Raw genomic sequence first — 13,736 nt, forward strand, 5'->3', positions numbered from 1 at the left:
TTTCTAAAGGCCGGCGGTTTTGAGGGCCAGATCGGCCAGACGTTGGGCGGCGTCGGGAATGCCCGCGCTCTTGGCCGCTTGCGCGCGCCGCGTCAAGTCCTTTGGATCGTCGAGCGCGTGGGAAAGCCTCCCGGCCAGCCATTCCGGGGTGAATCCGGTCTGGCGCATCACCTCCGCCGCGCCCGTCTTTTCGAGGTGCCTGGCGTTGGCCGCCTGATCGGCGTCGAGCGCATGGGGGAACGGCACGAGGATCGCGGGGCGCCCGATCACCGCGAGTTCCGACACTGTCGAGGCGCCGGAGCGCCCGAGCACGAGATGGGCTTGCGCCATGCGCAGCGGCAGGTCCGGGAAGAAGGGCGCGGCCTCGCAAGTCACGTTCAGGCGTTGGTAAGCGTCCTCGACGCGGGCGAGGTCCTCGCCGCGCGCCTGCTGGACGATCACCAGCCGCGACCGCTGCTCGGGCGTGAGCAGACCGACCGCCGCCGGGGTCACGTCCGACATGATGCGCGCGCCCTGCGATCCGCCGGTCACCAGCAGGCGCAGGCGGCCATCGGCGAAATCGGGATAAGGCAGCGCCGCCGCCTCCAGCACCGCTGGGCGAACCGGATTGCCGACCTGCGTGACGCGTCCGCGCAAACCTTCGGGCAGGCCGTCGAGGGTCGGGAAGCCGCAGGCGATTTTGTCGGCGCGCCGCGCCAGAAAACGATTGGCGCGGCCCATGACCGCATTCTGCTCGTGCAGGATCAGCGGGATCGCGCGCAACGAGGCGGCGAGCGCGGGCGGCACGGTGGGATAGCCGCCGAAGGCGACCACCACGCGCGGCTTGATTTTACCGAGAAGCGCATAGGCCTCGATCACGCCCTTGCCGAGGGTCAGCGCGGCGAGCGCCTTGGCCATGAAGCCGCCCGCGGTCGGCGTCGCGGAGGCGATTTCGTGAATTTCCTCGGCGGGAAAATCGCCGCCGTATTTCAGCGCCCGCTCGTCGGTGGCGAGGCGCACCCGCGCGCCGCGCGCGATCAGCGCATGAGACAAGGCCTGGGCCGGAAAGAGATGGCCGCCGGTTCCCCCGGCGGCGACCAGAACGAGATTGTCGCCTGTCATTCCGCCGGGACTCCCATCGGCGGCGCGGCGGGCGCGGCGGCGCGGTCGAAAATCAATTCCGATTTCGGCCGCTTGCGGGTGACCGCGAGCAGGAAGCCGACCGTGATGCCGAGCGACATCAGCGACGAGCCGCCATAGGAGATGAACGGCAGGGTCATGCCCTTGGCCGGCATGAGGTGAAGATTGACCGCAATATTGATCGAGGCCTGGATGCCGAACAGCAGCGCCAGTCCGGCGGTGGCGAAACGGCAGAAGGGATCGTCGTTGTTCGCCGCCTTGAACAAGGCGCGCAGCACGATGAAGGCATAGACCCCGACGATGAACATGCAGAACAACAGGCCGAATTCCTCGCCGGTGACGGCGAAGATGAAATCGGTATGGGCGTCGGGCAAGATCTGCTTCAGCACGCCCTCGCCCGGCCCCTTGCCGAACCAGCCGCCGGAAATGAAGCTGTCGAGCGCTGTGTCCACCTGGAATGTGTCAGCGATCCCGCCCATCTGGCCCGGATCGAGGAAATGCATGATGCGCGAGCGGACATGGGGCGAGAATTTATAGGCCAAAGTCACCGAAGCGGCGGCGGAGGCGCCGAGGCCGCCGAGCCAGAACCAGTGCAGGCCGGCCATGAAGAACATGACGCCCCAGACGAGCGACAGCAGCATGGTCTGGCCGAAGTCGGGCTGGAGAATGAGCGGCACGACCGTCGCCGGAAAGAGCAGAATGGCGAGCCAATTGCCCGGCAGGTCGCGGCGTTTCGCGCCTTCGGAAATCGCCCAGGCCGCGAGAACGACGAAAGCAGGTTTCAGAAATTCCGAAGGCTCGACGCCGAAAATCCAGCGCCGCGCGCCCTTCACCTCATGTCCGAACAGCAAGGTGGCGACGACCAGGACCATCGAGCCAATATAGAGGACGAGCGCGGCGCGCCGGACATGGCGCGGCGAAAGGAAAGACAACGACAGCATCACGACGATGGTCGGAATCAAAAATTCGACCTGCCGGTTGACGAAATGGAAGGACGGCAGATGCAGGCGGTCCGCCACCGGCGGGCTGCCGGCCATGATCAGCACCAGCCCCAGCACGATCACCACCCCGACGCCGGCGAGAAGCCAGCGGTCCACCGTCCACCACCAGTCGGCGATGGCGGAGCGTTCAGCGCGAGACAACATGGCCGCCTCCTCTCGTGGGCGAAAGCCCGATCAGCTCAAAACAACGCGCCCTGCACGGCGTCCTCCGCCAGCAGGCCCAGCACCTGCTCGCGGAAGGCGTCGCCGCGTTGCTCGAAATTGGCGAATTGGTCGTATGAGGCGCAAGCCGGCGACAGCAGCACGACCGGCTCGGGCGCGTCGCTCGCGGCCGCGTCGCGGGCGGCGGCCGCGACCGCCGCGTCCAGGGTCCCACATTGCTCGCAGGCGACCGCGCCTTCGAGCGTCGCCGCGAAAGCGGGCGCCGCCTCGCCGATCAGGAAAGCCTTGGCGATCTTGCCGAACAAGGGCCGCAGCGAGTCGATGCCGCCCGCCTTGGCCTTGCCGCCCGCGATCCAGAAAATATCGTCGAAGCTTTCGAGCGCCTTCTCGGCGGCGTCGGCATTGGTCGCCTTGCTGTCGTTGACGAACAGAACCTTGCCCTTGCGCCCGATCTGCTCCATGCGATGGGCGAGGCCGGGGAAGCCGCGCATGCCGAGGCCGATCTCGTCATGAGCGAGGCCGAGCCGCTCGCAGGCGGCGAAGGCGGCCGCCGCGTTCTGCCCGTTATGGGCGCCGCGCAGGGCCGGCGCGCGGGCGAGGTCGAACAGGTTTTCCTCCAGCGTCTTGAGGCCCGGCAAAGCGAAGGCCCGCCGCAGCCGGCCCGCCTCGTAGCAGACGCTGGCAAGGGCGTTCGGCCTGCTGTTGGCGATCCCGACCACGGAATGGCCGGCGCGCTTGAGATATTGGAAGATCGCCTCGCACCAGTCGTCATCGCGCCCGACGACGGCGAAGTCGGACGCCTCGACCAGACGCTGCTTGATCGTGGCGTAATTTTCCATGGTCCCATGGCGATCGAGATGGTCGGGCGTCAGGTTCAGCAGGACGCCGACGCTTGGATTGAGCGAGGGCGCGAGATCGATCTGGAAGCTCGAACATTCGACGACATATACGCGGTCTTGGACTCGCTCGAGAGACAACGGCTCCAGATCGAGAATCGGCGTGCCGATATTGCCGCCGAGCTGAACGTCGATTCCCGCGTCGCGCAGGATATGGGCGATCAGCGCCGTGGTCGTGCTCTTGCCGTTGGTGCCGGTGATCGCGATCATCGGCGCGCCGGGCGAAACATGGGCGCGCTCGCGGCAGAACAATTCGATGTCGCCGATGATCGGAACGCCCGCGGCTGACGCCAGCGCCGCGCTCCAGTGCGGCTCGGGATGGGTGAGCGGCGCGCCCGGCGCGAGGATCAGCGCCACAAAGGCCGACCAGTCCGCCTGATGGAGGTCGAACAGGTGAATCCCTTCCGCCGACGCCTTGTCGAGCGCGGCGGGCGAATCGTCCCAGGCGTTGACGAAAGCGCCGCCGGCGACCAGCGCCTTCGCCGTCGCAAGGCCGGAGCCGCCGAGACCGAACAGAGCGACAGACTGGCCGGCAAGGTATGTAATCGGGATCATCAGCGCACCTTCAGCGTCGTGAGGCCGATGAGGGCCAGGACGAAGGCGATGATCCAGAACCGCACCACGACCTGGGGCTCGGCCCAGCCCAATTGTTCGAAATGATGATGGATCGGCGCCATTTTGAACACGCGCTTGCCGGTCATCTTGAAGGACGCCACCTGGACGATGACCGAAAGCGCCTCCATCACGAACAAGCCGCCGACGATGGCCAGCACGATCTCGTGCTTGACCGCCACCGCAATGGCGCCGAGCATCCCGCCAAGAGCCAGCGAACCGGTGTCGCCCATGAAAATCTGGGCCGGCGGCGCGTTGAACCACAGGAAGCCGAGGCCCGCGCCGATCATCGCGCCGGTCATCACCGTCAGCTCGCCCGCGCCCGGCACGTAATTGATGCCGAGATAATGGGCGAAAATGTCGTTGCCGGCGAGATAGGCGATGATGCCGAATGTCGCCGAGGCGATCATCACCGGCACGATGGCGAGGCCGTCGAGCCCGTCGGTGAGATTGACCGAATTGCCGGCGCCGACGATGACGAAACCCGCAAAGGGCAGGAACAGCCACGAGAGATCGACGATCCAGCCGTGGATGAAAGGCGCCGAAAGCTTGGTCGCCGGCGCGGCGGCGGTGAAGGGCGCGCCGAGCGCGGCGATGAAATCGCCGACATTGCTCACCGGCCCGGAGGCCGAGGCGCACATCATGAAATAGGCGGCGAGCATGGCGATTCCGGCCTCGCCGCCAAGCCGGGCGCGGCCGGAAAAGCCCTTGTGGCTCTGCTTGGTGACTTTGAGATAATCGTCATAAAAGCCGATCGCGCCGAATCCCAGCGTCACGAACAGGGCGATCCAGACATAGGCGCTCTTGGGATTGGCCCAGAGCACGGTCGAGACCACCAGGCCTGCGATGATCATCAGGCCGCCCATGGTCGGCGTGCCCTTTTTGGACAGATGAGATTGCGGGCCGTCGCTACGGATCGGCTGGCCCTTGCCCTGCTTGATCCGCAGCGAAGCGATGATCGTCGGGCCGAAAAAGAAGACGAAGGCGAGCGCGGTGGCGGTGGCCCCGGCGGCGCGAAACGTAATGTAGCGAAAGACGTTCAGCGGACTGAAATGGTGCGACAGTTCCGCGAGCCAGGTGAGCATTTTATTCCTCGACTTCTTGCAGCTCGGGCGCGGCGAAACGGCTTTTGAGGCCGGCGGCGAGCGCATGCAGTTTCGATCCGTTGGAGCCTTTGACCATGACGACGTCGCCCGCGCGCAGGGCCTCGGCGACGAGCGGCTCCAGCGCGGCGGCGGTTTCGGTCCAGGCGCCGCGCTTTTCCGGCGGGAGCGCGTCGAAAAGATGGCGCATCAAAGGCCCGGCTGCGAAAACGAGCTCGACATTGACGCGATCGAGGTCGTCCCGCAGCGCGGCGTGCAGATCGGGGCCGGTCGGCCCCAGCTCCAGCATGTCGCCCAGAACGGCGATCCGGCGGCCGGCGCCGGACGGTTGCGCCGCTCCAAGCAGTTGAAACGCGGCGCGCATCGAGGCCGGATTGGCGTTGTAGCTTTCGTCGATCAGCAGGAAACTGCTTTCGGGATCGTCGCGGTCGCGCTGCAGGGTTTCGCGCGCCCCGCGTCCCTGCGGCGGCGCGACGCCGGCGAGCGAAGCCGTGATCGCGCTGAATTCGACGCCGACGGCGCGCGCCGCCAGCAGCACGGCAAGGGCGTTGATCGCCATGTGCCGCCCCGGCGCGCCGACGCGGAAATGAAGCTCCTGACGAAGCACGCGCGCCGAAACGCGCGAAAAGCTCTCCTCCGGGTCGAACTTGGTCAGATGAGCGTCGGCGGCGATATTTTCGCCGAAGCTGAGGAGATAGCCCGCGGGCGAGGCCTTGGCCGCCGCTTCGAGGATGGGAAAGGTCTCGACGTCGCGGTTGACGATGGCGACGCCGCCCTTGACGATTCCGGAAAAAATTTCCGCCTTGGCCTGCGCGATTTCCTCGACATTGGCGAAATGTTCGAGATGGACCGGCGCCACATTGGTGACGACCGCGACATGGGGCCGGACCATATCGACCAGAGCCGCGATCTCGCCCGCATGGCTCATGCCGATCTCGAACACGGCGTAGCGCGCCGTTTCGGGCAGGCGGGCCAAAGTCAGCGGCACGCCCCAATGATTGTTGTAGGATTTGTCCGAGGCATGGGTCGGCCCGGCGTCGGAGAGGACCTTGCGCAGCATTTCCTTGGTCGAGGTCTTTCCCACCGAGCCGGTGACCGCGACGATCCGCGCCCGGCTGCGCTTGCGCGCCGCGCGTCCCAGACCCTCCAGCGCCTTGAGCACGTCATGGACGATGTAAAGCGTCCCGAGATGTTTGAGCGCGTCGGCATGGGCTTCGTCCACCACCGCCGCGACCGCGCCGCGGTCGAAGGCCGCGCCGACATAATCGTGGCCGTCGCTGCGATCGCCCTTGATGGCGAAGAACAGCTCGCCCGGCAGGAGGGTGCGGGTGTCGATCGAAATTCCGGTCGCGCCCTCGGGCGGAAGCCCGAGAACCCGCGCCCGCAGGGGCGCGACGAGACCGAGACCGCTCCAGAGAATTTCGCTCATGTGGCGCACTCCGCCAGCGCCGCGCGCGCCTCGTCGTGATCGGAAAAGGGCAGCAGGGTCTTGCCGACGAGCTGCCCGGTCTCGTGGCCCTTGCCAGCGATGAGGAGAAGATCGCCCTCCCCCAGCATCGCCACGCCCGCCCTGATGGCCGAGGCGCGGTCGCCGATCTCCCGCGCGCCTGGCGCCGCGGCGAGGATTTGCGCGCGGATCGACGCCGGCTCCTCGCTGCGCGGATTGTCGTCGGTGACGATGACCACATCGGCGCAGCGCGTCGCAATCCCGCCCATGATCGGCCTTTTGCCCGCGTCGCGGTCGCCGCCGCAGCCGAAAACCACGATGAGCCGGCCTTTTGCGAAAGGACGCAAAGCGGCGAGCGCCTTTTCCAGCGCGTCCGGCTTGTGGGCGTAATCGACGAAAACCGGCGCGCCCTTCCGGTCGCCGACCCGCTCCAACCGGCCCGGCGCGCCGCGCAAGATTTCGAGCGCGGCGAAGACTTTTTCCGGCGGCGCGCCGGCGGCGAGCGCGAGGCCCGCCGCGACCAAAGCGTTCTCGGCCTGGAACTGGCCGGCGAGCGGCAGTTTTACAGCGATCTCGCGGCCCTCGAACACAAGCTCAAGCCGCAGCGCAAAACCTTCCGCGCGCGCCTCTTTCAGGCGCAGGCCTTCGCCTTTGGCGCCGACAGTGAACAGCTTCAAGCCGTGCGCGCGGCAGGCCTCGATCACCCGCCCCGCATAGTCGCCGTCGGCCGCGACCACCGCGGTCTGGCCGGGCTTGAGCAGATCCGTGAACAACCGCAGCTTGGCGGCGAGATAGTCGTCGAGGCTGGCGTGATAATCGAGATGGTCGCGCGAGAGATTGGTGAAGCCGGCGGCCACAAGGCGCACGCCGTCGAGCCGGCGCTGGTCGAGGCCGTGCGAGGAGGCCTCCATCGCCAGATGGGTCACGCCCTCGCCTGCCAGGGCGTCGAGCGTTTGGTGCAGGGTCACGGGATCGGGCGTGGTCAGCGAGCCATAGACCGCGCCCCCCGGCTGCACCACCCCGATCGTGCCGAGCGAGGCGGCTTCAAGGCCGCAGAAGGCGAAAATCTGGCGGGTGAAATCGGCGACCGAAGTCTTGCCCGAGGTCCCCGTTACAGCGACGATTTTCTCCGGCTGACGGGGAAAGAGCGCGGCCGCCGCCAGCGACAGGCTTTGGCGCGCATCCGCCGCCTGGATATAGGGCGCGCCCGCGAGCGCCGCAGGCGCCGGCCTGTCGCCGACCACGGCTACGGCCCCCGCCGCAAGCGCCTGGGCCGCGAATTGCATGCCGTCGGCCTTGCTCCCGCTCAACGCGAAAAACAGCGCGCCGGGCGCGACGGCGCGGCTGTCGGCCGTCACGCTTGTGACGTCGAGGCCGCGCCATGTCGAAGGCGCATCGGGCAGCAAGGCGGCAAGGCGCATCAATGGTCTCCGGCGCCGGTGATCGGAGGCGCGTTGGCGAAGCCATAGCCCATGCGCGCCAGCAGAGGGAAGGGCTCGGTCGGCAGCTTAAGGCGCGGCGCCAGGCCGAGCAGAGGCGTGACGCGCTCGATCAACCTGCCGGTGACATAGCCGGAATTATAGGCGGCGGTGTTCCAGTTGCCGTCCTGCTTCAGGCCTTTCGGCTCGTCCATCACCGTCATGAACAGATAGCGCGGCTTGTCGGCCGGCACGACCGCCATGAACGTGGTGAAAACCAGGTGCTTGGAGTAACGCCCATTGACCACCTTTTCCGCCGTGCCAGTCTTGCCGCCGACGAAATAGCCGGGAATATTAGCTTTTTTCGCCGTGCCGATGACCGCGTTGAGGCGCAGGATGTAGCGCAGGGCCTCGCTGGTTTCGGGCTTGACGACCCGCGGCTCGCTCGTCTTGCTGAAACCGGGCGGCCGCTTGAGGAAAGTGGGCGTGATGAGATAGCCGCCATTGACCAAGGCGCCGACCGCCATCATCGCCTGCAACGGCGCGACCGCCAGACCATGGCCGAAGGCGATGGTCATGGTCGAGATGTCGCTCCAATGGCGCGGCAGGATCGGCTCGGCGTTTTCCGGCAGTTCGGTGCGCATGCGCGTCAGCTGGCCCATCTTGCGCAGGAAGGCCTGGTGACCTTCGACGCCGACCATCAGCGCCAGTTTCGCCGAGCCGATATTGGACGAATAGGTGAAGATTTCGGGCAGGGTCAGCGGGTGATGCTGCGGCTCGAAATCGTGGATGTAATTGTGGCCGGCGCGCAGGGGATTGCTCACATCCACGCGGGTGTTCAGCGTGGCCTTGCCCGAATCCAGGGCCATGGCGAGCGTCAGCGCCTTGAAGGTCGAGCCCATTTCATGGACGCCGACGGTGAGCTGGTTGATGGCGCCGGGTTTGAGCGCGTCAACCGGATTGCTCGGATCGTAATCGGGCAGCGAGGCTTCGGCGACCACCTCCCCGGTGTTCACATCCAGGATCGCGGCGGCGGCGGCCTTGGCCGAAAAGCGCTGCATCGCCTGCTCGAGTTCGTCGCGCAGGGCATGGGTGGCGCGCATGTCGAGCGAGAGGGAGATGGGCTTGAGATTGTCCGGCGTGAGCTTGAAACCGGCGTCGTGAAGGTCGGAAAGCCCCTGCCCGTCAATATATTTCTCGATTCCCGCGATGCCTTGATTGTCCGAATTGGTGAAGCCCAGCGCATGGGCGGCGAGCGGGCCGTTGGGATAAATGCGCTTGTTTTCCGGCAGGAAGCCGACGCCCGGCAGGCCCAGGCGGAAGATCGCCTGCTGCTGGGCGGGCGTGACGGCGCGCTTGACCCAGACGAAACCTTTGCGCGAGCCGAGCTTGGCGCGCAGCTCGCGGGCGTTGAGGTCCGGCAGGATGGCGGTGATCAGCTCGGTCGCCTCGTCCTTGTCGATGATGTTGCGCGGCTCGGCGAAGACCGACATCACCTTGACGTCCATGGCGAGCAGTTCGCCATTGCGATCGACGATTTCCGGCCGCGCCGCGGAAATCGCCTCGGACGCCTCGCGGCGCAAGGATTCCGGGTCCGGCTTCGTGCCGAGATAGGCCAGACGGCCGACGAAAAGCAGGAAAAGCCCGGAGAAGGCGAGGGCCGTCAGCCGGATACGGAAGCGGCTTTTCGACATATGGGTGCCGAAGATCGCGCGCAGCGCCTTTTTCAGGTTGAACCGCCGGCGTGGCGGCGGCGGCGCGGGCGGGGCCTCGGGCGCGGGCGCGGCGGCGGGCGGCGGCTCGACCGGCGCGAAAGCCGGCGCTTCGGCGGGCGCGAAAGCCGGCGCCGCATGAACCTGCGACGCATTCATGGGCGCCGGATACTCCGTCTCAAATTCGGGTTCGATCCGCGCGGGCGCTCCTGCCATGGCCTATCTCCCCGTCCGTGACGACGCCGAGGCGCCCGGTCCCGTCTGCGCCGGGACCGTGGCCGGCGTGGCAGTGGCGCCCGCCGCGCCCGGCGTCGTGACCGGCGAGCCGAGTCCGAGTTGCTTGAGTTCGGCGCCGATCTCGTCTGTGCTCGGCCCCCGGTCGGGCAGGCTGGCGAGCGAGGCGATCTGCGACAATTGCATCACCTGACCGCCGAGATATTGGTCGGCCAGGGCCTCGATGCGCACCGGCGCGGCGACATGCGCCCATTCAGCCCGCGCCATGGCCAGTCCGTTCTTTTCGGCTTGCAATTCGCGCTTCAGCCTGGCCACTTTCTCGACCTGGTAGAGCGTCGCATATTTGATCGAATAGGCGTAAACCGCCGATCCGATCAGCACGACGATCGCGAGGACATTCATCAAGCGCAGCATGTCAGCGGCCCTCCTCTCGCGGCGCGGGCGGCGCCTCCGTCCGTTCGGCCCAGCGTAATTTGGCTGAGCGGGCGCGCGGATTGCGGATGCATTCGGCGGCGCCCGGTGCGACCGGCTGAGGCCCGAACAGCCTGAAGGTCGGCGTCGGCGGCGGTTCTTCGCCCGGCAGCAGCCGCGACGGCGCGCGGCCGCGCCCGGAGCGCGCGGCGAAGAAATGCTTGACGATGCGGTCTTCCAGCGAATGGAACGTCACCACCGCGAGCCGTCCGCCGGGGCGCAGGAGGCGCTCGGCCGCTGCGAGCGCGCGGGTCAGTTCGTCGAGTTCCTCATTGACCGCGATGCGCAGCGCCTGGAAGGAGCGCGTCGCCGGATGGATGTCCTGCGGCCGGCCGGGATTGGCCCGGGCGATGATCTGCGCCAGCGCGGCGGTGGTCACGATCGGCGCCTTGGTCCGCTCGGCGACGATGGCCCGCGCGATGCGGCGCGAGGCGCGCTCCTCCCCGAAATGATAGAGCAGGTCGGCGAGCGCGCCCTCCTCCATCTCATTCACCAGATCGGCGGCGCTGCGGCCCACCTTTTCCATGCGCATGTCGAGCGGGCCGTCGAAGCGGAAGGAGAAGCCCCGCTCCGGCTCGTCGAACTGCATCGACGACACGCCGATGTCGAGGACGATTCCATCGAAGGGCCCGAGCCCTTTTTCGCGCGCCGCCGCCTCCATCCGCGAGAAGCGGGTCTGGACCAAAGTCAGCCGGCCGCCGCTTTCCGCGACGAGGCCCGCGCCGCCCTGGATCGCGGTCGGGTCGCGATCGAGCGCAAGCACCCGTCCGCCGGCGGAGAGAATGAGGCGGGAATAGCCGCCGGCGCCGAAAGTTCCGTCGAGATAAAGGCCGCCGGGCGCGACCGCCAAAGCGTCCATCGCCTCGGCCGCGAGCACCGGAACATGGGGCGTTTCGGGCGCGATCTCAGTCATCCGCGCCCTCGCGTGTCGGCGGCGCGCGCCGATGCGCCAGAAGGCCGTTCCGCCTGCGTGACGGCGCGGCGGCGCGAGACCGCGGGGATCGCGAATTCGGTTGGCATGGGGCGTTTGGAGCGTCAAGGCGGCGACGGGCTTGGAGAAAATACATTTGGCCCGATTAAAGCATCGTTAGCGTTAAGAACCCATTTACGCGACGAAAGGGTATCGCGTTGGGAGCCAGCCGGCCTGTAAGCCGGGTTCTGTATGGCGCCTTGCGGCGCGCGATGGCCATTCCTCTGGGGCGGCAGTCGCCTGCCGCCTCGTGCAACCAACCCGGACGACGCCCCGGAGAAGGGTGGGGAAAACCCCTGTCGTCCCTATTCGGTTTTGCTCCCGGCGGGGCTTGCCGTGCCGCGGACGTTGCCGCCAGCGCGGTGCGCTCTTACCGCACCCTTTCACCCTTGCCTCTGGAAGCCCAGAGGCGGTTTGCTTTCTGTGGCGCTTTCCCTGGGGTCGCCCCCGCCGGACGTTATCCGGCGCCGTTTCTCCGTGGAGCCCGGACTTTCCTCCGTCTCGAAAGACGGCGGCCATCCAGCCGACTGGCGGGTCCGGCATAGCAGCGAAAAGCGGCCCGTCAAGCCTTTTGGCGTCACAAAGTAGCAACACGGCGGCACAACCTGATGATTAAGCCGAAATTGCGCTTGAATGGCCTCGCCAACTGTTCAATGTTCGTTGTGTGTTTTCGTCGGCGCCGTCTCGGACGCGCAGGGCGGTGCGGAGGTTTGAATGAAGAAAGTCGTGATTCCAGTGGTCGCCCTGGCGGCCTGTCTCGGCCTCTCGGGCTGCAATACGCCCCAGGATCGGGCGGTCGGCGGCGCGCTGCTCGGCGGCGCGACCGGCGCGACGATCGGCGGCCTCGCCACGGGCCGGGCCGGCGGCGCGGTCGCCGGCGGCGTTCTGGGCGCGGCGGCCGGCGGCATCATCGGCGCCAACACGGCGCCGCCGCCGCGTCGGCGCTGCGCGGAATTCGAGGTTGACGCCTATGGCGACCGCCACTGCGTCGCCTGGTACTGAACTGCTCCCAATTCTGGACGCGAGGCGGCCCTGCGCGGGCCGCCTTTTCGATTCCCCGAGATCCATGTCGCCTGATAGCCCGCTCGCCGGAAAATTCCACCCCTCGCCCAATCACGGCGCGCGCCTGGGCTCCCCAACCGACATCATCGTCCTCCATTACACCGGCATGCCGACGGGCGAGGCGGCGCTGGAGCTGCTCTGCGCGCCGGATTCCCAGGTTTCCTGCCATTATGTGATCTGGGAGGACGGGCGCATCTGGCAACTGGTTCCGGAATCGCGCCGCGCCTGGCACGCCGGGAAAAGCTTCTGGGCCGGCGAGAAGGATCTGAACTCCCGCTCCATCGGCATCGAATTGGTCCATCCCGGCCATAGAGGCGGCTCCCCGCCCTATGCGCAAGCGCAGATCGCCGCCACGATCGCCCTGGTGCGCGACATTTCGGACCGGCTGAAAATACGGCCCGAGCGCATCCTCGCCCATTCCGACATTGCGCCCGCGCGCAAGCGGGACCCCGGCGAATTCTTCCCCTGGGACCGGCTCAACGCCGCCGGCCTCGGCCATTGGGCCGCCGCCGCCCCGATCCGGCCCGGCCCGGCCTATGAGCAGGGCGCGATGGGGCCGCCGGTAGCCGCGCTGCAATCCCTGCTCGCGGCCTATGGCTATGAGGTGGCGCCGAGCGGGGCTTACGACGAGGCGACGCGTGACGCCATCGCGGCCTTTCAGCGCCATTTCCGGCCGGAAAAGGTCGATGGAATCGCCGACCTTTCCACCGTCGAGACCCTGCGGAATCTGCTTCAAAGCCTGCCGGGCGCCGCCGCCTGAATTTCCTTGAACCCGAACGCCTCCCGCCGCGACCAATACGCAAAGGTCGCAAGCCGACAGGGAGGAAGCCATGGAAAAGTCGCGGGACACCGGAATCGTTCGGATTTTCGAACAGGCCGTGGACGTCGTCGAGGACATTGGCGACAACGTCATCAACTGCGAAGTTTTTCGCGCCTGGGACGAACTTACCTATCCCCTGCTCTATACGACCAGCGCGCTCTGGTCCGGCGCGGCGGCGGCGATGATCCAGTCGGCGACGCAAATCATGGCGCCTGCCGCCGACGGGGGCGCCCGATTGCATTGACACGAGCGGAAGCAACGAGGCTATCCGCGTGTTCTTTCAATAGGTTGAAACGTGGATGGTTTCGGCATGGCCCGGCGCAAGCGCCGGGCGCAAATTCAACGCGCCCGCAATGAACGCGTCGATTGTCCGACAGGTCCTCAGAAGGCGTCGAGCTTGCCCAGTTCCTCGGCGACCAGATAATAAAAGGCCGCGCGGGACTTGTGGTTGTTGCCCTTCATCTTTTCGACGGTGCTTTTGATGGCGGCGTCGATCGCGGCGTCGTCGGTCACGCCGAGCTTTTTCTTGGCCCAATTGTTGTGGACCGTCTTCAGCTCATCGGGGTCCGACGAGGAGACCAAGGCCGAATCGCGATTGTGCAAGGCGATGTTGAGATATTTCAGCAGGGCGTTCACCTTGGCCTCATCGGCTTCGGGCGCGTATTTCTTGATTTCGGCGGCGTGGTCCATCGAATCCTCCCGACTTCGG

13 protein-coding genes and 1 other RNA gene are annotated in these 13,736 nt (G+C 66.9%); 3 read left to right on the top strand and 11 right to left on the bottom strand.

The annotated features are described in order from the left end of the window. Nucleotides 1-3: 3 nt before the first annotated feature. From murG to rnpB, 10 genes are all read right to left on the bottom strand, one after another. A complete protein-coding gene (gene murG / locus K2U94_RS14510) occupies nt 4-1,101 on the bottom strand; it encodes an undecaprenyldiphospho-muramoylpentapeptide beta-N-acetylglucosaminyltransferase (protein ID WP_243067880.1) in 1,098 nt (365 codons plus the stop codon). Beyond that, nucleotides 1,098-2,264: an FtsW/RodA/SpoVE family cell cycle protein gene (locus K2U94_RS14515; protein WP_243067881.1), complete on the bottom strand. Its 1,167-nt coding sequence runs from the start codon at nt 2,262-2,264 to the stop codon at nt 1,098-1,100. The genes murG and K2U94_RS14515 overlap by 4 nt, the downstream gene beginning before the upstream one ends. Before the next feature lie 35 nt (nt 2,265-2,299). Next, the gene (gene murD, locus K2U94_RS14520) at nt 2,300-3,733 is read right to left on the bottom strand and encodes a UDP-N-acetylmuramoyl-L-alanine--D-glutamate ligase (protein ID WP_243067882.1); all 1,434 of its coding nucleotides are present in this window, start codon (nt 3,731-3,733) and stop codon (nt 2,300-2,302) included. Beyond that, the gene (gene mraY / locus K2U94_RS14525; protein WP_243067883.1) at nt 3,733-4,875 is read right to left on the bottom strand and encodes a phospho-N-acetylmuramoyl-pentapeptide-transferase; all 1,143 of its coding nucleotides are present in this window, start codon (nt 4,873-4,875) and stop codon (nt 3,733-3,735) included. The genes murD and mraY overlap by 1 nt, the downstream gene beginning before the upstream one ends. A 1-nt stretch (nt 4,876) precedes the next feature. Beyond that, nucleotides 4,877-6,322, bottom strand: coding sequence for a UDP-N-acetylmuramoylalanyl-D-glutamyl-2,6-diaminopimelate--D-alanyl-D-alanine ligase (locus tag K2U94_RS14530; RefSeq protein WP_243067884.1), 1,446 nt, complete (start codon nt 6,320-6,322; stop codon nt 4,877-4,879). Next, a complete protein-coding gene (locus K2U94_RS14535; protein ID WP_243067885.1) occupies nt 6,319-7,761 on the bottom strand; it encodes a UDP-N-acetylmuramoyl-L-alanyl-D-glutamate--2,6-diaminopimelate ligase in 1,443 nt (480 codons plus the stop codon). Before K2U94_RS14535 ends, K2U94_RS14530 begins: the two co-directional genes overlap by 4 nt. Next, complete coding sequence (locus K2U94_RS14540) at nt 7,761-9,686, bottom strand: peptidoglycan D,D-transpeptidase FtsI family protein (protein WP_425332527.1); 1,926 nt, start codon at nt 9,684-9,686, stop codon at nt 7,761-7,763. The genes K2U94_RS14535 and K2U94_RS14540 overlap by 1 nt, the downstream gene beginning before the upstream one ends. 3 nt (nt 9,687-9,689) lie before the next feature. Then, on the bottom strand, nt 9,690-10,118 hold the full coding sequence (gene ftsL / locus K2U94_RS14545; protein WP_243067886.1) for a cell division protein FtsL: 429 nt from the start codon (nt 10,116-10,118) through the stop codon (nt 9,690-9,692). Between the two features lies 1 nt (nt 10,119). Further along, nucleotides 10,120-11,088, bottom strand: coding sequence for a 16S rRNA (cytosine(1402)-N(4))-methyltransferase RsmH (gene rsmH, locus K2U94_RS14550; protein ID WP_243067887.1), 969 nt, complete (start codon nt 11,086-11,088; stop codon nt 10,120-10,122). A gap of 218 nt (nt 11,089-11,306) precedes the next feature. Beyond that, nucleotides 11,307-11,676, bottom strand: an RNA gene (gene rnpB / locus K2U94_RS14555) — RNase P RNA component class A. 183 nt (nt 11,677-11,859) lie between these two features. On the opposite strand from rnpB, the gene K2U94_RS14560 reads away from it, so the two are divergent. The 3 genes from K2U94_RS14560 (at nt 11,860) to K2U94_RS14570 (ending at nt 13,271) form a co-directional block, all read left to right on the top strand. Then, nucleotides 11,860-12,147, top strand: a complete 288-nt coding sequence (locus K2U94_RS14560) for a hypothetical protein (RefSeq protein WP_243067888.1) — start codon at nt 11,860-11,862, stop codon at nt 12,145-12,147. 64 nt (nt 12,148-12,211) lie between these two features. Further along, nucleotides 12,212-12,967 carry an N-acetylmuramoyl-L-alanine amidase gene (locus K2U94_RS14565; protein WP_243067889.1) on the top strand — a complete coding sequence of 252 codons (756 nt, stop codon included), beginning with the start codon at nt 12,212-12,214 and terminating at the stop codon, nt 12,965-12,967. A gap of 70 nt (nt 12,968-13,037) precedes the next feature. Next, nucleotides 13,038-13,271, top strand: coding sequence for a hypothetical protein (locus tag K2U94_RS14570; protein WP_243067890.1), 234 nt, complete (start codon nt 13,038-13,040; stop codon nt 13,269-13,271). 137 nt (nt 13,272-13,408) lie between these two features. On the opposite strand, the gene K2U94_RS14575 is transcribed toward K2U94_RS14570, so the two are convergent. Next, complete coding sequence (locus K2U94_RS14575) at nt 13,409-13,717, bottom strand: DUF2853 family protein (protein ID WP_243067891.1); 309 nt, start codon at nt 13,715-13,717, stop codon at nt 13,409-13,411. Nucleotides 13,718-13,736: the final 19 nt, after the last annotated feature.

It is taken from the genome of Candidatus Rhodoblastus alkanivorans (assembly GCF_022760755.1).
Taxonomy (GTDB): Bacteria; Pseudomonadota; Alphaproteobacteria; order Rhizobiales; family Beijerinckiaceae; genus Rhodoblastus; species Rhodoblastus alkanivorans.